Here is a 20,711-nt window from a genome sequence, read left to right on the forward strand (position 1 = left end):
AAAAGCAAACGGTGATCCTAAATGAACATGAACAGGTCCACAAGATACAACCATCGCCGGGATTTTTATGAAGATAGATCTGACTTAGAATAGTGATTGCAGGAGGTTAATTTGAGCGAAAAATATTATACATATGAAATCGATGCGGTAACTTTTCAATTGCAGGAGGCATGTGACTTTACTTGGTTAAGGAAGCTTGGTAAGGTGTTCAAAGTGTTCGATCAGCAGGACTCTGGAAATCTTTCTTTTGGCGTGGAGAAGGAAGGACAGAAGTACTTTGTTAAATTTGCTGGAGCGAAGCCTTTGACTTACGATGGAAATCCTCAAGATGCTATTACCCGTTTAATTGAAGCCATTCCGTTGTATAAGGACCTTAGATATGAAGCGCTGATCACACTGGTATCACATTTTGAGGTTGGGTCGGGGTATGTAGCGGTGTTTGATTGGTTTGAAGGTGAATGTTTACATTCGCATTGGCTTTTTACGGGTGAAGCTAAGCTGAGTCATCCTGAGTCGCCTTTTTATCGCTATAAGCAGTTATCCGTTAAAAAGCGTTTAGCTTCACTAGATGTGATTTTTTCGTTTCATGAACATGTTGAGTTGCAAGATTATGTAGCCGTGGATTTTTACGATGGAAGTATTCTTTATAATTTTACAAGCGATGAAACAAGAATTTGTGATATTGATTTTTATAGACTTAAACCAACAGTAAATGATGTAGGAGAGAACTTCTGGGGCTCAACAAGATTCAAGTCTCCGGAAGAGTTTATTCTGGGTGCACCGATTGATGAAGTTACAAATGTATTCAATATGGGTGCCACTGCTTTTGTTCTATTAGGAGGAGCCACCGATCGATCGTTTGCAAAATGGGAAGCGAGCCAAGCGCTCTACGATGTTGCTTTGCGGGCTGTCTGCCCAGAGCGAGAACAGCGGTATCGGAATGTAGCGGAATTTATATTAGCTTGGGATAAGGTAGGGCTTGTTTGAAGCGAGTGAAAAGCGGGGGATGTTAATTGCAGGTAAACTTATTCAATTTGGACAAGGAAAAGGAAGTTGAACTGGAATACGTTGTTATTATAGTTAAGCATGGTAAGGAATGGATATTAGCCAGACATCAGGACCGTTCGACTTGGGAGTTTGCCGGAGGACATATAGAGGTTGGCGAATCACCGGAGCAGGCTGCTGCTAGAGAGTTATTTGAGGAGACAGGTGCGGAGCAATTCTCTATCGTTCCAATAGCTGTATATACGGTTATTTTGGATGATGCACCTGGGAGTTATGGAAAGCTGTATTTTGCTAATGTGGAACAATTCGCTGAGCTCCCACCCTATGAGATGGCAGAAATCAAAGGATTTATTGAGATACCATCGGATCTGACTTATCCATTGATTTATCCTGCTTTAATTTCAAAAGTACTTGAGTTCATGGACAGTTCTCCTGTTAGATAAGAATGATAGCCCTGCTGTTGTCGCATGCTATAATTTATAAATAGAACAAGCAGGAGGGATTTCATTGAAAAGAGACATTCAGCATGTACCCTACGGCTATGAGCCACCAGTTGAACAACGTAAAGGGACGTTAGTGTTTTACGATTCTTTTGAACACATAACAGATCAGGAACTTGAAGTCGCGGCAAAAACAGCAGCAGATCGGCGTTTCACTAAGCTGGTACTTTATCCACTTCATGAAGAAACGGTGAGACGGATGACCAAAGAGCCGGTGAGCGCTTATTATAAACGTGAAGACCGGCTGCACGAATGGAAACGGGAGCAAGGACGTAGCTTTATCACAGTAGAGAGTTTGGAAGGAAAGCGAAAGAAGTATACTCCGCTTGATTCAGCGCTTCGCCATCTTGCTGAAATCTATCCTTCACCGATCTTTCTTTATCTGACGCCTGAGGTGGCGAATCAGTTTGCGTCTTATTCCTCTTTTGAAGAGTGGATTGTAAAGATTCGGTTATTGTTGCCATCTGCACCTTCATCACTGCATCCACGGTTACTAAAATTTCGCCATCGTTGGGATGTTGTTGGAGAAGAGAAAGAATAAGAAGATTTAATGTGTGCTGCTCTGTTTACGTTTGTAGGTGTACATTCTCCACTGATAATGGATAAAGCATCCGATGCAAAAACCAAGAATGGCTACAGTCGCTGCCACTGCAACGAGCGCTGTGAAAATGTAGGCAGCAATCGTCCAGCCCGCGATGAAGCTGATCAGACCACCTGTGAGGCAGAAGACAGCAATGGTTTGATTAAACTTCTGTTGAGACCAATCTTCGAGTACATAGTGCGAACGCTCTTTTGTCAGAAACTTAGCAGCTAGCTTAATAATGGGATTATAACCAAACAAGAGTCCGAGCAATCCGGCGAACAAGGGCAGCGCAAGTATCCAGTGCTGTCCTGTTAGCCATGTTAATATTACAGAAATGACGATAAACGCCTGATTAGTCTTTACTAATGGCCGAGGAAATCCTTTGGGTACGTCTTGCATCCTATTCACACCTTTCTGATTGACCTCGAACCCTACTATCATCCACCAAATTACTTTTAATTTAAGTAATTTATATGTTGACATATCTCTAAAAAATATGGTTTTATTATGTAGACCAATTGTTATAATGCAAAGGAAGTGTCAGCTTGTCGAACAAGCCGAATACGCGTGAGGCGATTCTGGACACCGCTTCGAAATTATTTTTTTCTCAGGGATATCATGCAACAGGGCTAAATCAGATTATTAAAGACAGCGATTCACCGAAGGGATCTCTTTATTATTACTTCCCCCACGGCAAAGAAGAGCTGGCTTTAACATGCATTAACCGGACTAGTGAAACAGTTATTCAGAAGCTTAAGTATCATTTGGAGAGTTGCAATAATGCTGCTGAAGCGATGGAGGATTTCATTTTAGGAATGGCTATGGATGCAATTGAATCCTCATTCGAGGGGATTGTTCCGTTCAGTTTTTGGTTAGCGGCGGAGACCTCTTGTATTAGTGAGGAGCTGCGGACTGCATGTAAATCTGTGTTTATGGACTTGCAAGATGTGATCAAAAAACGCCTTCTTGAAGAAGGAGTGGAGGACAAGACAGCTGCCGATAAGGCTTCAGTTGTAGTCTCTTTATTTGAAGGAGCGCTTCTTCAGACGCTGACTTTTCGGGATGAACAACCGCTTCTCGCGGCGGCAAAGATTATCCCAGCAATACTTTGTTAGACACAGACAAATAGACAGATCATCAGGGGGATTAAGAGTGGAAGCAACAATGCAAGGAAATCAACAAAAGGAAGTAAAGAAGTTTAAAACGATACCAATTCTCGTTTCTTTATTGCTCGCAGGATTTATCGGAATGTTCAGTGAAACAGCACTAAATGTAGCTTTAAGCGATCTTATGAATGTCCTACAAATTACCCCAGCAACGGCACAATGGTTGACGACAGCTTATCTGCTTACACTGGGAATTCTAGTACCGATTTCGGGTATGTTACTTCAGTGGTTCTCGACCAGACAGTTGTTTGTTGCTGCATTATGTTTTTCAATACTTGGAACGTTTCTAGCGGCAGTCTCACCTAATTTTGAGTTCTTACTTACAGCACGTGTGGTACAAGCAATGGGTACTGCGCTACTGCTACCGCTAATGTTCAATACTATCCTTATTATCATTGCGCCTGAAAAACGTGGGGCCGCGATGGGGATGATCGGTTTGGTTATCATGGTAGCACCAGCGATCGGACCAACGATTGCTGGACTTCTAATTGAAAGTCTTAGCTGGCACTGGATCTTCTGGTTGTCACTACCATTCCTAGTGCTCGCTTTGATATTCGGAATCCTCTTCATGCAAAATGTAACGAAGGTTACGAAGCCGAAGATCGATATCCTCTCCATAGTGTTATCGTCAATCGGGTTTGGTGGTATCGTGTTTGGTTTCAGCAGTGCCGGTGAAGAAGCCGGTTGGGGAAGTCCAAAAGTGATTATAGCTATATTAGTAGGTGTGGTATCACTCTTGTTGTTCGGATTGCGTCAAATGAAGATGAAGCAGCCTATGATTAATCTGAGTGCTTTTAAATATCCAATGTTTTCTATTGGTGTGGCTATGGTATTTATCTGTATGATGGTTATCCTATCGTCCATGTTGATTCTTCCGATGTATCTTCAACAGGGTCAAGGATATACAGCGTTCAAAGCGGGCTTGCTATTGCTTCCAGGTGGAATTATTAACGGATTGATGTCCCCAATTATGGGTCGTCTTTTCGATAAATACGGTCCAAAATGGCTCGTTATTCCGGGTCTGGTTATTGCAGCTGCAGCTTTGTGGTTCTTCTCCAGTATTACTGTAGCTTCTACGGTCGTATTCGTAATCGTACTTCACAGTACGCTTATGATCGGTGTGTCGATGGTATTTATGCCCGCACAAACTAACGGTATTAACCAGTTGCCACTAGAACTATATCCAGATGGTACAGCGATCATGAATACATTGCAGCAAGTTGCTGGTGCGATCGGTACCGCATTAGCAGTCAGCATTATGTCTGCAGGTTCGAAGAATTATTTGAAAACTGTGGCCAATCCAGCAGATCCAGCTAATATGTTACCTGCGTTCACGCAAGGTGTACAAAACGCATTTATTTTTGGAATGAGCATGGCCATTGTGGGTCTAATTCTTGCTTTCTTCGTAAAAAGAGTAGTTGTGGATCATAAAATGAATACACCAATGCACTAATAATTAAGTTTGTACAATCCCCTTACGCTAGATAGTGGAGAAAGTTCATGAACGTATGGACAAACCACTGTTGAACGGAGGGGATTTTTTTGCCCACAACATGAAAGAGGGACCTCTCCCCGGTAGAATACCGAGAAGCGTCCGCCACTTAACTTCTTTTTAAGAAAAATGCTGGGCTATATTAGTCAGATACTCTTCTTCATCCGTATTTTCTTTCATTTGAATGAGCATCTTTGCATCTTCTCCAACAATGTATCGGAATTGACTTGTCCCATCTGTGGCGGCTTGATAGATTGTTTCCGCAACAATTTCTGGAGGCGAAGCATACGCAGGTTGTTTTTCCATCTCACCCAATTTACCCAAAAATGCAGTAGTAAAGGGCTTATAATCCGTTAATGCATCATTAAAAAAGAACTCCATCGATCTTCCACCAAAGTCCGTCTGAATAGCACCAGGTTCAATTAACTTTACTTTGATGTTTTGTGATGCTAATTCATAAGATACGGATTCTGAAAAACCCTCTACAGCGAATTTAGTTGAATGATACAGAGACATCGTAGGAAAGGTTACTTTCCCTCCCATAGAAGAGATATTGATCAGCAAACCATCTTGATTAGATCTAAAATGGGGCAACATGGCTTTAGTCATACTGATAAGACCAAAAACGTTCACCTCAAATTGTCTTCTGATCTGCTCATCTGTAGCTACTTCTATAAGACCCATTGTTCCATAACCAGCATTATTGAGAAGAACGTCAATTTTACCAAACCGATTAATCGCTTCCGCTAACGCAGATTGAATCGTATCTACTTTCTCAACATCAAGCCTTAACACTAACACATTATCAAGTGTATTGAATTCACTTTCTTGTTCAGGAGAACGCATCGTGGCTACGACGTTCCATCCTCTTTCAGCAAAATATTTTACTGTTGTTCTTCCTATGCCAGACGAAGCCCCTGTAATGAAAATTGTTTTCATTAACAATTCCTCCTAAAAGTTTTGTGAGCGTTACATCTTAACCTGGTTTGTACAAAACTTACTTCGTAAGCACTAACTGCTCCATGTTTAACAATCCCTCGGCAATGATTCTGAGTTTTGCTTTATATTCTTCTATGCCAATTTGGATACAGATGATCTGTGCTGGATGCATTTCATCTTTATAAAGTGAATACTGCTCAAGTAATTGATCTAACTTATTTTGTGATTCCTCTTGTGCTTGCTTCAACCAAATAATCACTTTGTCATACCCAACAAATTCACCAAAATAAAGCCGCATCATAAAATCAGATTTCTTAATACTGTCTGCCTCAAGTGGGGCTAGTAAATAGGCGTTAAAACTAACTCTTCCTTTATCCGTGATGTTTAAAAGATTCTTGTTAGGCTTACCGTCCTGTTGCACATTTTCCTTAGTTATCAAACCCTCCTTTTCCATTCGAGCAAGTGTGGGATAAATCGTTCCATAACTGGAACTATAGAAATTAGAGAATACATTCTCTAATAACTGTTTTATTTCATATCCAGTCAACGATTCTTTCATAAGCATGCCTAAAATAACATCCTGACTGTTCAAAATAGAACCTCCTTGTAGTTTAGAAAAATTTGTATATCACGCTTATAATATATCGGTTCGATATATATTGTGTCAATATATATTATTTAGATACAAAAAAGAAGTGCCGTTTTAAGTTAGATTCAGGTTATTCCCGAATGTCTAAATATTAAGTACAATTACTTATATGGCATAAGGAGGTCTTATGATGAACTGGAAAAAAGCCGGCTTGTTAAGTATTGCTATAGCCTTAGGTTCTGTGACAGGTTTAGGAACTTTGGGCATAGAGCCAGTACTTGCCGCAACAGCAAAGGAAACTGTAAAAGTTAATAAGCAATTCCAGCAGTATGTCCAGAAGCCAGCATCTCTTACTAATGCACGCAATTATTTAATTAACCATATCAAAGAAGTGGATACCTGGACAGCGACTCAGATGACACTTCATCTCGAGAATGCACAGAAGGCATATTTACCTGTTTACTCTGAAAAGGTTTTTCCGGAGAATGTTCAGAAAGCGATAAACAGTGCTTATAGCAAAAGTAAAAGTCTAACGTATACCACTCTTCTTAACACGATAAAAGATTCTAAGATCCGTTCTGTATTAAAGGAAGGCCGAGATAAGGGGTATAAGCTGGAGACCAGTGAGGGCATGTATTATCCAGTGATGCATTATGAGGGCTTCAAAAGCTTTAAGCCGTATATCACAAAAGACATTGCTGCTTACATTGACATCATGGCCACCGAATCTAATCAACCGAGTGTATTTGATGGAGCAATTGCTATCAGTTGGACAGATTTAACGAATAGAGCGCTCGCGATAGAGGATTTTGTGACGAAATATCCTGCTTCCAACCGGTCAACCGCTCTTCAAAAAGAACTTCTTATTGCAACGTCTCGCCTATTATATGGAACAAGTAATACACCTGCATATGACTATGATGAGCAAGTTATCAAACCAGAAGTGAAAAAGGCGTATGAGGATGCACTAAAAGATAGCAAAGTTGATACTAGAATTCTTTCGATTTTAGAAAAGCTACTACAATTACTGAATTCCACGAATAATAAATTCACACCTGTAATAGAAAAATTTCTAGTAGAAACCGTAAACTCATAATTATTAGAGTATGTGAAGACAACATCTGAGAAGAGGCTGGATCAATTGAGAATGGGATCAAGAGGAACAAGAATCGAAGTTTTCGTATTTGTACTGTTGTTGTGGACAAACACTATTTTTATGGGCAGTGCAGATGCCGCTTATGTTGGCTCATCCACAGACGTTGTGCTGCAGCAAATGCAACTGGAGAAGAAAAACCATCTACCGCAAGGGTTTGTCTATTTGGATGAAGTGATTCCTACAGCACAATATGAGATTCGATACTACGGGGACAATAATTTTGTTGGGAAGCGGATTGATGGTTACAAGTCACCTTTAGCGATATTCTCGCGGACAGCGGCAACGGCTTTAAAGGCTGTAAGTGAGGATTTAGCGAACCAAGGATATATTCTTAAAATCTATGATGCTTATCGTCCGCAGACGGCGGTGAATCATTTTGTAAAATGGTCACAGAATGCCGCAGATACTAAGATGAAGCAGCAATATTATCCGCGTCTGGATAAACGTAATTTATTCAAACTCGGATTTATAGCTAAAAAATCAGGTCATTCCAGAGGGAGCACCGTCGATTTAACGATCGTAAATAAAGAAACGGGCCTTGATGTAGATATGGGTAGCCCTTTTGATTTTTTCGGAGATATCTCCTATTATGATACGTCCTTAATCAACAAGACTCAGAAAGCAAATCGCGCAATCCTCAAAGAGGCAATGGAAGAACAGGGATTTAAACCTTATAGTAAGGAATGGTGGCATTTTACCTTGATCAAGGAATCTTATCCTAAACAATACTTTGACTTCAAAGTGGAATAACTGAACTAGAAGAAGCGGTTCAACATAATGTTGGAACGTTTCTTTTTTTATGGAGTTTGAATCTCAGAGGATTAGCTCAAGCTGGAAACGAATATAATAATAGTAGGCATAAAAAAGGAGGTTTTGAGGTGATGAAGAAAATCGTGGCTGTTGTTGTGTTGAGTGTATTGTTAATAGCTAATGGATTTGGAATAACATCCTCTTCTACGGTCTGGGCTGCTTCGAGCGATGTCAGGGTTATTTTAAACGGACAAGTTCTAAACGCAGACCCGTATTCGCCCTATCCTAACGGTTCTACGGTCATGATCCCGCTTAGAGAATCATCAATTGCCTTGAAATACAAAGTGGCTTATCAAAAAAGCTCAGATACCATTACATTAAGTGGAGTCAAACAAAAGATTGAATATAAGGTAGGAGACGACCATATTACCATTAATGATAAAGAGAAAAGAGATTTTAAAGATGATGTTGTCTTTAAGAAGGAACACTTATACGTTCCACTTTCTTTTTTTACTAGTTTAGGACTATTGACTGCCTATGATGCTGACGCTAATCTAGCGGAGATCTATACCCCTGAGGTGACTGCGAATGCGATAGCGGGGTTACTTACCACCGGACAATTTCAGGTATTAGAAGATCGTTTCTTTAGTGAAGAACTGAAGCGTTCGATTTCGGTTACGGGTCTGCAACAAAACTGGGAGGAACTATCGGTACAAGCAGGTAATTACCATGGAGTAAAAGCTACAGAAAGCAATCAAACGGTGGATCAATTCTCAATACAATGTGTATTGAGTTTTGCTCAGGCGGATGCTTCGCTTGAGATTATCCTGAATAAGTCCGGAAAAATTATTGATCTACGGGAGAAGTTGCTTCTAAAGTAATCTGAGAATTTCAAACATTCAGATACACACATAACAGACTATGCTCATGTTCCTTAAGAAGAAATTTCTTATAGGGACTAAGCGTAGTCTTTTTTTTTGTTTCAACATACATTCTGAGATGATCGTAAACACAATGTATTTTTATTGTAAAAAAGGGTTTTATTTGTTGACTTTCACATTCAACGAAGGTAAATTAAAATTTGAAATAATTGTTAAAGCATTTAACTAAATTAGAGAAAAGAGTGGAGTACTGGATGACAAAATCAATGACTGGAATGAGTGCTACAGAAGAACAGCCATTCTCGCTAAGAGCTATCATACCCCCGCTTCTTGCCATTATCGTGGGTATGATTATGGTTATTCTAGATGGAACCGTCGTGAATGTGGCTGTCCCCAAGCTGGTGGATTATTTCGGCTCTGATCTCCAAACGATTCAATGGACGATTACAGGTTACACTTTAGCTTTAGCCGCTGTAATACCACTCGCAGGCTGGATGACTGACCGTTTTGGGTCAAAACAAGTATTTCTGGTGACGCTCACGTTGTTTATTCTTGGCTCCATGTTATGTTCAGTGGCTCAAACCTCTTCGCAGCTTGTTATTTTTCGTGTGATTCAAGGTCTTGGTGGGGGAATGGTTGCCCCAATAGGGATGGCTATGGTTTTTAAATTAGCTCCAGCAGAAAGAAGAGGATCGATTATGGGGATGCTTGGAATTCCCATGCTGCTTGCACCTGCACTTGGCCCGATTTTGTCCGGATGGCTTGTTGAATATGTTAGCTGGCATTGGATCTTCTTGATCAACGTGCCGATTGGGATTGTTGGTATTATTCTTGGTGTTAAGTATCTACCTAAGACGGAGAAGATCGGTAAAGGCAATCTCGATGTATTAGGCATTATACTGGCTCCGATTGCGTTCTCCATGCTGGCTTATGGAGTAAATGAAGGTGGGGCGAATAGTTGGTCATCAACTCCAGCAATCCTCGGGTTAACTGTTGGGGGTATTGCACTGATTCTTTTTATAATCGTTGAGTTACGGCATAAACAGCCTTTGCTGGATCTACGCGTCTTTCGTTCCTCAGATTTCACCCGCGGCATTATCTTAACATGGGTTATGCAAGCCGCATTGTTTGGTTCTATGCTGTTCGTGCCGCTATACTTACAGCAGATTCGGGCTTATACACCACTAGAAACGGGTCTAATTCTGCTTCCACAAGCTTTAGCTTGTGTAATCGGCATGCCGCTTGGTGGTAAGTTGTTTGATAAGATAGGAGCCCGCCCTCTGGCATTTGTGGGTCTGAGCATCATTACAATTACCTTATTCCTGCTATCGGGGATTACGATAACTACAAGTCTAAACACAATTATGATGTATCTTGCTTTATTAGGATTTGGGATGGGCATAGCGATGATGCCGCTCAATACACATGTTCTGAATGCAGCGCCGCGTGAATTGGTGAGCCGTGTCACATCGCTTACAGCGGCAGCACAGCAGGTGGTGGTGGCCTTTGCCGTCGCAGGCTTAACGGGCTATCTGACAAGTCAAATTACTGTTCACATGGGAGCATTGAAAGCGGGAAGTAATCCTTTATCAGCAGCAGTTCTAGGCTTCGATGATGTATTCTTCCTATCTGGCTGTATAGCTGTAGTCGGTGTACTCATGAGTATTATCCTGCGCAAACCGAAGCTTTCCGCAAATGATTCCTCCTCCGGAGAAGGTCAGAAGGCAGATGCAGCAATGATGATGGGACATTAATTCATACGATAATCTTTGATAAAATAAAAAGGCGTCGTTTAGCTTGTATAGCTAGCGACGCCTTTTTTTGTATGAGAAAATCATCCTATAGATGTTCTGGTTTCTTTTGTGCCCACTGAGGGCTGAACGTAACTTTACCAAGTAGCTCCGATGCTACAATCCCCAGTAGAACAAGGGCTGCGCCAGCATATCCTTGCATCGATAGCTTTTCAGCAGCGAACCAGTAGCCAAACAGCGCGGCGAATACCGGCTCAAGGGAGAAGATCAATCCGGTGCGTGTTGGGGAAGTATATTTTTGAGCAATGGGTTGTAAGATGAAGCCACAGGCACTACAGAGAATCCCAAGTGCGAGGATCGCTATCCAAGCTGGTAAAGTCGAAGGAAGCGAAGGTGTCTCGAACAGTGCAGATAATACTAAAGCAAACCCTCCGGCAAAACCTAACTGCAAGATCCCAATATTGAGTGAATCACATTCTTTTACCGCCTTGCCTGTAAATAAAATCTGTACCGCATAGAACACCGCCGAAAGGATACATAGGAAGTCACCCGGCTGAATCTTTAAGGTTGCGTTTAATGTAAGGAGTCCAATTCCAGCTATAGCGAGTACGGAGCCAAAGACTTGCGGAGGTGCGACTCTTTTTTTGAAAATAACCCGATCTAGTATCGGTACAAATATGACCGTCAGGGCTACTAAAAATCCTGCATTGGAGGTTGTCGTGGTCTTAAGTCCGAACGTTATACATGTGAACACGCCGAGGAGTAAGAATCCGAGAAGAGCACCATATTTCAATGTTTTGATGTCAACTTTTCTTAAACGTTTGTGGAAGATCACTGCGGCTAATATAAAAGCAAGTCCGAAGCGGAGTGCAATCAGATTGAATTCGCCTAACGTGCCTAACCCCATTTTCATAAATATGTAGGAAGAACCCCAAAATAATGTTACAACTAACAGCATCAGCTCAGCTTTGAGCGGTTTCATCTCGTCATCCATCCTTCTTTAATTTCAACTTAATTTAGTATAATACGGCTCTATACATAAGGTAACTGAATGTTTATCATAGGATACATGAGTAAAACTTATGTAATTTATAAAGGTGAGGGATAGCGTTTGAGCATTAATAAATATGAGATTTTTCTAAAAGTTGTAGAGCTAGGGAGCTTAACAAAAGCAGCAGATGTGCTGGGCTTTACGCAATCTGGAATTAGCCACACGATTAGTAGCCTGGAGATGGAGTTTGGTTTCACGTTATTAATTAGAAATAGATCTGGCGTTAAATTGACGGTAAATGGGGAGCAAGTACTACAGCCTATCCGTGAAATTCTAAAGTGGAATGAAAAATTGAAGCAGGAGGTAGCAGATATACATGGGCTAGAGGTCGGGACCATAACCATTGGTACATTCACCAGTGTATCCGTGCATTGGCTACCAGGAATGATTAAGCAATTTCGCTGTGAGTACCCCTTTATAGAAATTAGGTTGATGGAAGGTGGTTACTTAGAGGTTGAGCAATGGATCGAGGCTGGAGTTGTAGATTGCGGTTTTATTTCTCTGCCTACACGTGAGAAGTTCGAAGTGATTCCCTTAAAAAAGGACCGGATGTTAGGCATCGTATCCAAAGAGAATCCGCTTAGTGCAGAACCGTTCCTGTCATTATCACAAATTGCTAAGGAGGATTTCATTATCCCAAAGGCTGGTTCGGATTATGATGTTAGACGTGTGCTGGATAAGGCGGGCATCAAACCGAATATTAAATTCTCAGCGGGTGATGATTATGCCATTATGGCCATGGTGGAGAAGGGGCTTGGGATTAGTATTTTGCCAGAGCTTGTACTAACTCGTCAGAATTATAAAGTAGCTATGCTTGAATTGGAGGAACGTAGTTTCAGATCGTTAGGAATAGCTGTCCATTCTATGAAATACGCATCTCCTGTCACTAAAAAATTCCTAAAGCATGTACAATCGTGGTTGATGGGGAATCCCTAAATTCTGAGAATACACCTTTTTGATTGATAAAATCCCCTGATTCATTACAGGGGATTTAGTATTAATAAATATCCAAAATAAGGGTTGACGGAGGGCATGGTCCATGAGAGAATGTACGCGCGTACATCTATTGAATGCGCTTTCGTAGGAGGGATTTCTATCGCCAGCCGTAAAGAGGTTGCCGAGCTTGCCGGAGTCTCAGAAGCCACAGTCTCTCGCGTGTTAAACAATGTAGGTCCGCTCAAGGAAGAAACGAAGGAACGTGTGTTGGCAGCTGCACTCAAGCTGGGATATACCCCTAGTTCACTCGCTCAGAGCTTTGCTCGCAAAAGGAGTGGGAACCTCGGTGTAGTAATGCCTTATTTGCCAAAAGCTCGCTTGTTCTCCACTTATTATTTTTCAGAAATATTAAGTGGAATTGGGAGTAAAGCGCGAGAAGAGGGTTATGATCTGTTAATGCTGTTTCGAAATGCCGAAGAGCCAATGGACTATAGCGAATTGTTTAAGATGCGGAAGATTGATGCATGCATTGTACTCGGCGCCAAAGAAGAACCTGGTGAGCTAGCTTCACTTCGCCGTTTGAAGGAGGAAGGCCATCCGTTTTGTCTGATTAATCAGCATTTTGAAGGAGAAGCTTTTCATGAGGTGGATGCCGATCATGTCGAAGGATGCTGGCAAGCAGTAAGGCACTTATTGGATCAGGGATTTACGAGGATTGCCTTTCTAAACGGCCCAGAATCTTATTCGAACAGCCGAGATCGTTTAACTGGTTATGCCCACGCTTTGGCGGAGTCGAACATTCCTTTGGATGATTCGATTCTATTCGAAGGTAACTTCAGTCGTAAAAGCGGCGTCATTGCTGCCAAGGAGATGTTGCCTCTGCTGAATGAGATTGATGCCATTGTTGCCGCTAATGATCGAATGGCCATTGGGTTGCAGCAAGGTCTGCAGGAGCTAGGCATCCCAAGGGATCACATCCCAGCCATCGTGGGTTATGATGATTCAGACGCTGCTGAGCTTACTACACCAGCCTTAAGCAGTGTACGTGTTCCCTTTTATGAGCTAGGAGAAATCGCTGTTGTTAAGGTGTTAGAATTGGAGGGTACTAATCTCTCAGAAACATCAGCGTCCTCCCAAGTCATCCAGATTAAACTACCGACAGAACTTGTTATACGAGCTTCATCTAATATTATGAATCCTAAGGAGGAATAAGATGAAACAGCTTCGCATCGGAATGATCGGTTATAAATTTATGGGCAAGGCTCATAGTAATGCTTACCGCAGTTTGCCAATGTTTTTCCCGAAAGCGCTTAAACCTGAGATGTCTGTGATTTGTGGACGCAATGCTGAAGCGCTTGAAGAGGCTGCCACTCAATTAGGATGGTCGGATTGTGTTACGGATTGGAGAGATCTAATCGCTCATGAGGACGTCGATCTTATTGATATAAATGCCCCTAGTAATGCACATAAGGAGATTGCTCTGGCAGCTGCCAAAGCTGGTAAACATATTTTTTGTGAAAAACCACTCGCGCTGACCTTGGCGGATTCCCGTGAAATGCTGCAAGCCGCTGAAGCTGCAGGGGTTACACATATGGTTGGTTTTAATTATCGTTTTTCACCGGCGGTTAGACTTGCTAAGAAGCTTGTAGAGAGCGGGAGGCTTGGGAAGATCTATCATTTTCGGGCTTGGTTTCTACAAGACTGGATTATTGATCCGGAGTTCCCGTTAGTGTGGAGATTGCAGAAGGAGATTGCGGGTTCAGGCTCACATGGAGATCTAGGTGCGCATCTCATTGATTTGGCACATTTCTTAGTAGGTGATGTGAAGGAAGTAACCGGCATGAGTGAGACCTTCATTAAAGAACGTCCACTTGCTGCTGAAATGACTGGATTAAGCGCCAAAGGTGACAAGAATGCACCAAAGGGCAAGGTTACTGTTGATGATGCTACATTGTTTTTAGCTCGTTTTGTAAACGGTGCCTTAGGTAGTTTTGAAGCTACGCGGTTCGCAGCAGGTCATCGCTCTACCAATTCTTTTGAGATCAACGGAAGCCTTGGTAGTGTGAAATTCGATTTCGAGCGTATGAATGAACTTGAAGTCTATTTAACCTCAGATGCTGAGGATGTACAGGGCTTTCGGCGTGTGCTGGCAACGGACCCTGCGCATGAATATGCGGAGGCTTGGTGGCCGCCTGGTCATACGATTGGTTTTGAACATACGTTTATTCACGAGATGCTGGAGCTTTCCAACGCGATTGAAGAAGGACGTCAGCCTGTACCTAATTTCCATGATGGAGTGAAATGCCAAGCTGTGCTAGAAGCAGTAGAACGCTCTATTGAGCAGCGCCGCTGGGTCGAGATATCCGAGATGTAATCTATCATTTGAAGGAGTGCTGAAGATGAGAAAAGCATTGATTGTATGGGGCGGTTGGGATGGTCATGAGCCTGAACAGGTAGCTGATATATTCGCTAAGGTGTTGCAAGAGGAACAGTTTGAAGTGGAGGTTTCGAATTCGCTTGAGGCTTTCGCCGATGCAGAGAAGCTACTTGGATTAGATTTGATCGTTCCGGTATGGACGATGGGTGCAATCGATCAGAAACATGTTGATAATGTCTCAGCAGCTGTACAGCAAGGGACGGGTCTTGCGGGTTGCCATGGCGGTATGTGTGATTCTTTCCGAAATAATGTGGATTGGCAGTTTATGACGGGTGGACAATGGGTAGCTCATCCCGGAAATGACGGTATTAACTATACCGTAGAGATTTGTCAATGCTCAAGTCCTTTGGTAGAAGGTTTAGAGGATTTCAGCGTTTGTTCAGAGCAATATTACCTGCATGTAGATCCTGCTGTTGAAGTTCTTGCAACGACTCGCTTTCCGGTTACTGAAGGCCCACATTCATTCAACAAAGCCGTGGATATGCCGGTATGTTGGACTAAACGTTGGGGCCATGGAAGAGTGTATTATAATTCACTCGGACATCATGCGGATATTGTAGCTATGCCTCAGGTACGGGAAATGATGCGCAGAGGACTACTATGGGCAGCCGAGGGTAAAGCTCTTGCACAATCCAATCTTTCAACGGTTAGTAATAGCTATAGCGGAATGGCAGACAGTCAATAAACTCTGGGAGAGATCAACTAATGGATAAAGTCAAAGTTGGTATTATCGGATGCGGTAAAATCAGTAGTATCTATATGGAGAACTGTCAAAAATTCGAGGTCTTGGATCTAGTTGCATGTGCGGATTTAGATTTGGCTAGAGCATAAGAGCAAGCGGATAAATACAATATTCCTCACGTCTATACCACAGAACAATTGCTAAATGATCCAGAGATCGAAATCGTTATTAATCTAACGATTCCAGCGGTACATGCGGAAGTATGCTTGAAAGCTATCGGCGGGCAAACATGTGTATGTAGAGAAGCCATTAGCTGTTACGAGAGAAGAAGGACGCCAAGTTCTGTCTGCAGGACAAGAAAAGGGAGTGCTTGTGGGTAGTGCACCAGAAACATTCTTCGGAACAGGGATTCAGACGGCGCTCAAATTGATCGACGAGGGTGTAATTGGCCAGCCCGTTGCAGCCACCTCGTTTATGATGGGTCGTGGACATGAGCATTGGCATCCAGATCCAGAATTCTACTATGCCGCAGGCGGTGGTCCAATGTTCGACATGGGACCATACTATTTGACGGCTTTGGTGCAGCTATTGGGTCCAATTCGTACGGTTAGCGGAATGACTGGAAAAGCGTTAGAAGAACGCACGATTACAAGTGAGAAGAAATTGGGTAATAAAATTCCTGTTCAAATTCCAACTCACGTTGCCGGAACATTAAGATTTGAGAATGGAGCCATTGCAACGCTGATTACAAGCTTTGATATCTTTGGCGGAAGTAACCTGCCGCATATAGAAATCTACGGCACGCTTGGAACGATTCAAGTACCAGATCCTAATAACTTTGGAGGTCCAGTGAAGTACCGCCTAATAGGTGAGAATGACTGGACGGAGCAGCCACTACTGTCTGGATATGACCAGAATACACGTGGAATTGGTCCAGCGGATATGGCTTATGCCATTCGGACGGGAAGAAAGCACCGCGCTAGTGGAGAATTGGCTTATCATGTACTGGAAGCGATGTGGGCATTCCATGATTCTTCTGATGCTCATACATTCTACGAAATGGAGAGCACCTGTACTCGTCCTGTAGCACTTCCTATCGGACTTGATCCTTATACTTTGGATTAGAGAGTTCTTGCTGAATCTGACAGGTTCTCATTCAATCCGAAGTCACAGTTGCTTAATGAGGCTGGAGCTTGCTGTTACGGAATAATCCTATAGTCAGCACCGTTTGCGAGAGGGGAACGGTGCTATTTTTTAGTGACCGAATCTCCTATTTCCGAACCCCTGATGGGGTAATGCCCTTATACTGCTTGTACAGCTTGGTAAAATAATTGGGATTGTCGCAGGCCACTCGCCCAGCAATTTCGGTTACTGTAAAATCTGTCTCAAGCAGCAATCGCTCCGCTTCATTTACTCGGCAAAGATTAACATAGTCGATGAAGGTTCGGCCCGTCAGCTTCTTAAAGGTTTTACAGAAATGATAAGGATTTAGATTAACGGACCTTGCGGCGCTTTCTATGGTCATTTTGTCATCAAAATGGTTCTCCATGTACTCTAGTAGTGGCTTAAAACGCTCGCGATTAAAGGAATGACGCTCATTAGTTTGAACTATTTGAAACAATGTCGCGGCGGAAGCTTTATACCTAATCCGCTTTAACCGTTGAGGGGAGGAATTATACAGCACAGTATCGTGTAGCGGTTGCAGGCTGCGGTGGGATGGCTAACGCGTGGATTGAATACGCTTTAACACGTTCAGATACTCAGATTGTCGCTCTTGTAGATATACGGCTGGAGTCAGCACAAGCGATGGCAGCAAAGCATGAAATTCCTTGTCTAACGTTTACTGACATTATACAGGCCATTCAGGAGACTGAAGCTAATCTTGTCTTTGACGTTACGGTTCCGGCAAGCCATTACAGTATTTCTAGCACCGCATTGGAACTCGGATGTAATGTGTTTAGTGAGAAACCGCTGGCCGAGACTATGGAGGAGTGCACTAAGATTGTAGAGATCTCAGAAAGAACTGGAAATGCCCATGCTGTGATGCAGAATCGCCGTTATGACCCTCGTATTCATTCTTTACGCAACTTAATCGAGTCTGATACCATTGGGAGAGTAGGATACATCAGTTCTAGCTTTTTCCTCGGGGCTCATTTCGGGGGATTCCGTGATGTTATGAAAAGTCCGCTGCTGCTGGATATGGCGATTCATACCTTTGATCAGGCCCGCTTTATTAGTGGAGCAAATCCGATTTCCGTTTACTGTCAGGAGTTTAATCCTCCTGGTTCATGGTATAAGGGGAATGCGTCGGCAGTGTGCATTTTCCAGATGTCGGACGGGTCTGTATTTACTTATCAGGGATCTTGGTGTGCTGAAGGTGCCTCTACCTCATGGGAAGCAGCTTGGCGGATGAATGGGGAAAAAGGAACTGCGATTTGGGATGGGCATGATATGCCATATGCAGAGGTAGTCATAGCAGGAGATCAGAGCGATAAATTTATGCGCGACATTGAGCGTGCAAATGGAGAGGTTGTTGAGATGAACAAGACCTTCCATCATGGTTGTTTGGAGGAAATGTTCCTGTCACTTGAAGAAGAACGCCCAGCAGAAACGAACTGTAGAGATAATCGATATAGTATGGCAATGGTATTCGGAGCGCTGGAAAGTGCGAAAACAGGCCGGAAAATTGATCTTATCCAGTTCATGAATGCTTCAGAGCTGTAAAAGTACTTGTGAAATAGTAGCAATGTAGCAAGGAGAATTCGCAATGGAAATTAGGGCTTATCAAGAATCGGATATTAGTCAGCTTATCTCTTTGTTCTATGAGACGGTTTATTCTGTAAATAAACTACACTACACACAGGAACAACTGGATGCTTGGGCACCTAAAGAGGAAGAAGCGCTCAAGCTTAAAAGTTGGAAAGCTTCTTTACGACAAAATATCACTTATGTAGCCGAAACTAACGGTTACGTAGTTGGCTTTTCGGATATGACGGTGGAAGGACACTTGGATCGCCTTTATGTCCACAAAGATTTCCAAGGGCAAGGCGTAGCTTCTGCATTAGTGAACAAGCTTGAGCAGGAGGCGAGAATACTGGGTCTTAATGAAATGAATACGGAAGCAAGTATTACAGCGAAACCCTTTTTCGAACGACATGGTTACGAGCTTGTTGCACAACAAAGTGTTGAACGAAAAGGGGTTCAGTTAGTTAATTATCGGATGAGTAAAAAGCTAATTTAATCAAAAAAGCAGATTGCTATGGTGAGCAGTCTGCTTTTATATTTAATGAAGGAGGATCAATCAATAAGCTTTATTTGGATGAAGAATAAAGATTTATAAAACTAGCGATTCCGTTTGGAACGAATTTGTTATCTTCATTATTAAATAGGTCTGTATAGTTTGCAGTGATAACTTTACTTGGTACTAACGTTAAACTTGAAAAATATTGCTTATACGCCTTATCAAAGGCGGATTTATTCACTTCTTTTTGATTTACATAATAGCTTGGCATATCATCCGTTTTTTCTTGGTCTGGTATGTCTGCCAAGAAAATCTCTTGATCATTAAATTTGGTTCCTTGAAAATTAATCTCGAAAACCTGCAGATAAGAATTGTACGAGCCACTGCCATCTACAAAAGCAATATAATGTAATGTTCCATCCTTTTTGTTCTTATAGAGATGCAAGCCACGATTTTCATCGCGCGGTAGAAATCCACCCATACCTACATTAAATATACCCTCTGAAATATCCTTCAGTTTTCCTTGATAATTGAATGGAATGATTTTTCCATTTTGGACGATTAGAGCAATGTTGATGGGCTGAATGAATCAAAAAGAATACCCCTGTATAAGTTCAGGAGTACCATCAAAGTTCAAATCTACTAAAGTGAAATAATTGAAGTTATCGTCATAAGACCTGTCTCTAGTAGCATCCATTAACGTTTTCTTGATATACTCAGAGTAAAGTGTCTTCCATGTTGCAGTTGCTGCTTTTGCTGACGCAGTAATTGGAATACTCCCCAATAATAAAAGTAATGTTACTATGATCCATGCAGTTCGCTTCATGACTCATTAGCTTCTTATCATATTACTATGTACTGGAAATTAATATTACTATTGATAGATAATATGTTCCAGTAATAATATGGTATATGAAGTGTATTTAGTCATAAATGAGTTTCATTAAAGCCTCAGTGTCAAATCGATCCCCTTGCACTAACCATTGACCGTCCACATCAAACATAGTCATGATACCTTCCAATGGCACACGTTTACTTTCTTTGTCATCCTTATCCAACAAAACAAGATCACAAGTATATTTTAACTCAACAATATTTTTCTTTTGTTCGGAAAGGGTGAACTTTAGATTATCTGGTTTTAAAGAAAGCTTTTGTTTATTAGCGATTTGATAAGGGATAGTTGTGATTCGGCTCCCTATAGCTTTTTCGGTATAGTATTCTGTAAAGTACGGTTTCATTTCTTCATTTCGCGCTAGAATGGATTCCTCAGAAAATAATTCATCAGAAACCTTGATGGTATATTCAACATTTTTGTACTTCTCAGCGGCTTTAGTGGCATCATCCACTTCTGAACTACAGCCCATAATTAACGTTAGGGATAATAAAATCATACTCAAGATCAACGGTGATTTACGCACCAGAACACCCCCATGTAATTGATTCTGTATTATTATACTTATATTACCATACATTGGTTTCGCAGATTCAAGAAGAAAATGATTCGGTTCCCTAAATATGGTATGGTGTAAATATTACTATCAATAAACATAAA

At 41.8% G+C, this 20,711-nt stretch carries 22 protein-coding genes and 2 pseudogenes; 16 read left to right on the top strand and 8 right to left on the bottom strand.

All coding sequences use genetic code 11. From position 1 onward, the window contains the following. Nucleotides 1–111 precede the first annotated feature (111 nt). The 3 genes from MHH52_RS12745 to MHH52_RS12755 all read left to right on the top strand — a co-directional run bounded on the left by MHH52_RS12745 (nucleotide 112) and on the right by MHH52_RS12755 (nucleotide 2,046). Entirely contained in the window at nucleotides 112–987 is an 876-nt protein-coding gene (locus MHH52_RS12745; RefSeq protein ID WP_340008973.1) for a serine/threonine protein kinase, read from the top strand. A 26-nt stretch (nucleotides 988–1,013) separates the two neighbouring features. Next, on the top strand, nucleotides 1,014–1,448 hold the full coding sequence (locus MHH52_RS12750; protein ID WP_313639636.1) for an NUDIX domain-containing protein: 435 nt from the start codon (nucleotides 1,014–1,016) through the stop codon (nucleotides 1,446–1,448). A gap of 64 nt (nucleotides 1,449–1,512) precedes the next feature. Beyond that, entirely contained in the window at nucleotides 1,513–2,046 is a 534-nt protein-coding gene (locus MHH52_RS12755) for a hypothetical protein (RefSeq protein ID WP_340008976.1), read from the top strand. Nucleotides 2,047–2,052: 6 nt separating this feature from the next. Here the strand turns inward: MHH52_RS12755 and MHH52_RS12760 are convergent, their stop codons facing one another. Continuing rightward, a complete protein-coding gene (locus tag MHH52_RS12760; RefSeq protein ID WP_313639633.1) occupies nucleotides 2,053–2,487 on the bottom strand; it encodes a DUF4395 domain-containing protein in 435 nt (144 codons plus the stop codon). Nucleotides 2,488–2,633: 146 nt separating this feature from the next. Here MHH52_RS12760 and MHH52_RS12765 point away from each other — a divergent pair, with 146 nt between their 5' ends. Next, nucleotides 2,634–3,203, top strand: a complete 570-nt coding sequence (locus tag MHH52_RS12765; protein ID WP_313639631.1) for a TetR/AcrR family transcriptional regulator — start codon at nucleotides 2,634–2,636, stop codon at nucleotides 3,201–3,203. A 49-nt stretch (nucleotides 3,204–3,252) separates the two neighbouring features. Next, entirely contained in the window at nucleotides 3,253–4,707 is a 1,455-nt protein-coding gene (locus MHH52_RS12770) for a DHA2 family efflux MFS transporter permease subunit (RefSeq protein WP_313639676.1), read from the top strand. 159 nt (nucleotides 4,708–4,866) lie between these two features. Here MHH52_RS12770 and MHH52_RS12775 read toward each other — a convergent pair whose 3' ends face one another. After that, nucleotides 4,867–5,685 carry an SDR family oxidoreductase gene (locus MHH52_RS12775; RefSeq protein ID WP_313639630.1) on the bottom strand — a complete coding sequence of 273 codons (819 nt, stop codon included), beginning with the start codon at nucleotides 5,683–5,685 and terminating at the stop codon, nucleotides 4,867–4,869. Nucleotides 5,686–5,743: 58 nt separating this feature from the next. Then, on the bottom strand, nucleotides 5,744–6,277 hold the full coding sequence (locus MHH52_RS12780) for a PadR family transcriptional regulator (protein WP_313639629.1): 534 nt from the start codon (nucleotides 6,275–6,277) through the stop codon (nucleotides 5,744–5,746). Nucleotides 6,278–6,461: 184 nt separating this feature from the next. Between MHH52_RS12780 and MHH52_RS12785 the strand changes: the two genes are divergently transcribed. The 4 genes from MHH52_RS12785 to MHH52_RS12800 all read left to right on the top strand — a co-directional run bounded on the left by MHH52_RS12785 (nucleotide 6,462) and on the right by MHH52_RS12800 (nucleotide 10,815). Next, a complete protein-coding gene (locus MHH52_RS12785; RefSeq protein WP_340008979.1) occupies nucleotides 6,462–7,370 on the top strand; it encodes a hypothetical protein in 909 nt (302 codons plus the stop codon). Nucleotides 7,371–7,421: 51 nt separating this feature from the next. Then, the gene (locus MHH52_RS12790; protein ID WP_340008980.1) at nucleotides 7,422–8,180 is read left to right on the top strand and encodes a M15 family metallopeptidase; all 759 of its coding nucleotides are present in this window, start codon (nucleotides 7,422–7,424) and stop codon (nucleotides 8,178–8,180) included. A 131-nt stretch (nucleotides 8,181–8,311) separates the two neighbouring features. Further along, on the top strand, nucleotides 8,312–9,061 hold the full coding sequence (locus MHH52_RS12795) for a stalk domain-containing protein (protein ID WP_340009627.1): 750 nt from the start codon (nucleotides 8,312–8,314) through the stop codon (nucleotides 9,059–9,061). Nucleotides 9,062–9,315: 254 nt separating this feature from the next. Further along, entirely contained in the window at nucleotides 9,316–10,815 is a 1,500-nt protein-coding gene (locus MHH52_RS12800) for a DHA2 family efflux MFS transporter permease subunit (RefSeq protein WP_340008981.1), read from the top strand. An 85-nt stretch (nucleotides 10,816–10,900) separates the two neighbouring features. On the opposite strand, the gene MHH52_RS12805 is transcribed toward MHH52_RS12800, so the two are convergent. Next, the gene (locus MHH52_RS12805) at nucleotides 10,901–11,794 is read right to left on the bottom strand and encodes a DMT family transporter (RefSeq protein WP_340008983.1); all 894 of its coding nucleotides are present in this window, start codon (nucleotides 11,792–11,794) and stop codon (nucleotides 10,901–10,903) included. A 129-nt stretch (nucleotides 11,795–11,923) separates the two neighbouring features. Here MHH52_RS12805 and MHH52_RS12810 point away from each other — a divergent pair, with 129 nt between their 5' ends. The 5 genes and pseudogenes from MHH52_RS12810 to MHH52_RS12830 all read left to right on the top strand — a co-directional run bounded on the left by MHH52_RS12810 (nucleotide 11,924) and on the right by MHH52_RS12830 (nucleotide 17,043). Next, nucleotides 11,924–12,799 (top strand): LysR substrate-binding domain-containing protein, encoded by an 876-nt coding sequence (locus MHH52_RS12810; RefSeq protein ID WP_313640324.1) that lies wholly within the window; start codon nucleotides 11,924–11,926, stop codon nucleotides 12,797–12,799. A 96-nt stretch (nucleotides 12,800–12,895) separates the two neighbouring features. Then, nucleotides 12,896–14,011, top strand: a complete 1,116-nt coding sequence (locus MHH52_RS12815; protein WP_340008987.1) for a LacI family DNA-binding transcriptional regulator — start codon at nucleotides 12,896–12,898, stop codon at nucleotides 14,009–14,011. Between the two features lies 1 nt (nucleotide 14,012). Then, on the top strand, nucleotides 14,013–15,173 hold the full coding sequence (locus MHH52_RS12820) for a Gfo/Idh/MocA family oxidoreductase (RefSeq protein WP_340008989.1): 1,161 nt from the start codon (nucleotides 14,013–14,015) through the stop codon (nucleotides 15,171–15,173). A gap of 25 nt (nucleotides 15,174–15,198) precedes the next feature. Continuing rightward, nucleotides 15,199–15,921 (top strand): ThuA domain-containing protein, encoded by a 723-nt coding sequence (locus MHH52_RS12825; RefSeq protein ID WP_313640321.1) that lies wholly within the window; start codon nucleotides 15,199–15,201, stop codon nucleotides 15,919–15,921. A gap of 20 nt (nucleotides 15,922–15,941) precedes the next feature. Continuing rightward, nucleotides 15,942–17,043: pseudogene (locus tag MHH52_RS12830) on the top strand (Gfo/Idh/MocA family oxidoreductase). A gap of 145 nt (nucleotides 17,044–17,188) precedes the next feature. On the opposite strand, the gene MHH52_RS12835 reads toward MHH52_RS12830, so the two are convergent. Continuing rightward, nucleotides 17,189–17,539, bottom strand: coding sequence for an AraC family transcriptional regulator (locus MHH52_RS12835; protein ID WP_340008991.1), 351 nt, complete (start codon nucleotides 17,537–17,539; stop codon nucleotides 17,189–17,191). 65 nt (nucleotides 17,540–17,604) lie between these two features. Here MHH52_RS12835 and MHH52_RS12840 point away from each other — a divergent pair. Both MHH52_RS12840 and MHH52_RS12845 read left to right on the top strand, forming a co-directional pair. After that, nucleotides 17,605–18,642, top strand: a pseudogene (locus MHH52_RS12840) (Gfo/Idh/MocA family oxidoreductase); the annotation flags it as partial. A gap of 43 nt (nucleotides 18,643–18,685) precedes the next feature. After that, a complete protein-coding gene (locus tag MHH52_RS12845) occupies nucleotides 18,686–19,159 on the top strand; it encodes a GNAT family N-acetyltransferase (RefSeq protein WP_340008993.1) in 474 nt (157 codons plus the stop codon). 70 nt (nucleotides 19,160–19,229) lie between these two features. Here the strand turns inward: MHH52_RS12845 and MHH52_RS12850 are convergent, their stop codons facing one another. The 3 genes from MHH52_RS12850 to MHH52_RS12860 all read right to left on the bottom strand — a co-directional run bounded on the left by MHH52_RS12850 (nucleotide 19,230) and on the right by MHH52_RS12860 (nucleotide 20,577). Then, entirely contained in the window at nucleotides 19,230–19,640 is a 411-nt protein-coding gene (locus MHH52_RS12850) for a hypothetical protein (protein ID WP_340008995.1), read from the bottom strand. Between the two features lie 108 nt (nucleotides 19,641–19,748). Further along, nucleotides 19,749–19,943, bottom strand: coding sequence for a hypothetical protein (locus tag MHH52_RS12855; protein WP_340008997.1), 195 nt, complete (start codon nucleotides 19,941–19,943; stop codon nucleotides 19,749–19,751). 139 nt (nucleotides 19,944–20,082) lie between these two features. Beyond that, nucleotides 20,083–20,577 carry a hypothetical protein gene (locus tag MHH52_RS12860; RefSeq protein ID WP_340008998.1) on the bottom strand — a complete coding sequence of 165 codons (495 nt, stop codon included), beginning with the start codon at nucleotides 20,575–20,577 and terminating at the stop codon, nucleotides 20,083–20,085. Between the last annotated feature and the right edge of the window lie 134 nt (nucleotides 20,578–20,711).

It is taken from the genome of Paenibacillus sp. FSL K6-0276 (assembly GCF_037977235.1).
GTDB lineage: Bacteria > Bacillota > Bacilli > Paenibacillales > Paenibacillaceae > Paenibacillus_AQ.

Excerpts from the sequence above, each read along its gene's own strand:
- MHH52_RS12760 (WP_313639633.1), bottom strand. The coding sequence starts at position 2,487 with ATGCAAGACGTACCCAAAGGATTTCCTCGGCCATTAGTAAAGACTAAT.
- MHH52_RS12770 (WP_313639676.1), top strand. The coding sequence starts at position 3,253 with ATGCAAGGAAATCAACAAAAGGAAGTAAAGAAGTTTAAAACGATACCA.
- MHH52_RS12775 (WP_313639630.1), bottom strand. The coding sequence starts at position 5,685 with ATGAAAACAATTTTCATTACAGGGGCTTCGTCTGGCATAGGAAGAACA.
- MHH52_RS12785 (WP_340008979.1), top strand. The coding sequence starts at position 6,462 with ATGATGAACTGGAAAAAAGCCGGCTTGTTAAGTATTGCTATAGCCTTA.
- MHH52_RS12790 (WP_340008980.1), top strand. The coding sequence starts at position 7,422 with ATGGGATCAAGAGGAACAAGAATCGAAGTTTTCGTATTTGTACTGTTG.
- MHH52_RS12795 (WP_340009627.1), top strand. The coding sequence starts at position 8,312 with ATGAAGAAAATCGTGGCTGTTGTTGTGTTGAGTGTATTGTTAATAGCT.
- MHH52_RS12800 (WP_340008981.1), top strand. The coding sequence starts at position 9,316 with ATGACAAAATCAATGACTGGAATGAGTGCTACAGAAGAACAGCCATTC.
- MHH52_RS12805 (WP_340008983.1), bottom strand. The coding sequence starts at position 11,794 with ATGAAACCGCTCAAAGCTGAGCTGATGCTGTTAGTTGTAACATTATTT.
- MHH52_RS12815 (WP_340008987.1), top strand. The coding sequence starts at position 12,896 with ATGGTCCATGAGAGAATGTACGCGCGTACATCTATTGAATGCGCTTTC.
- MHH52_RS12820 (WP_340008989.1), top strand. The coding sequence starts at position 14,013 with ATGAAACAGCTTCGCATCGGAATGATCGGTTATAAATTTATGGGCAAG.
- MHH52_RS12825 (WP_313640321.1), top strand. The coding sequence starts at position 15,199 with ATGAGAAAAGCATTGATTGTATGGGGCGGTTGGGATGGTCATGAGCCT.
- MHH52_RS12845 (WP_340008993.1), top strand. The coding sequence starts at position 18,686 with ATGGAAATTAGGGCTTATCAAGAATCGGATATTAGTCAGCTTATCTCT.
- MHH52_RS12850 (WP_340008995.1), bottom strand. The coding sequence starts at position 19,640 with ATGGGTGGATTTCTACCGCGCGATGAAAATCGTGGCTTGCATCTCTAT.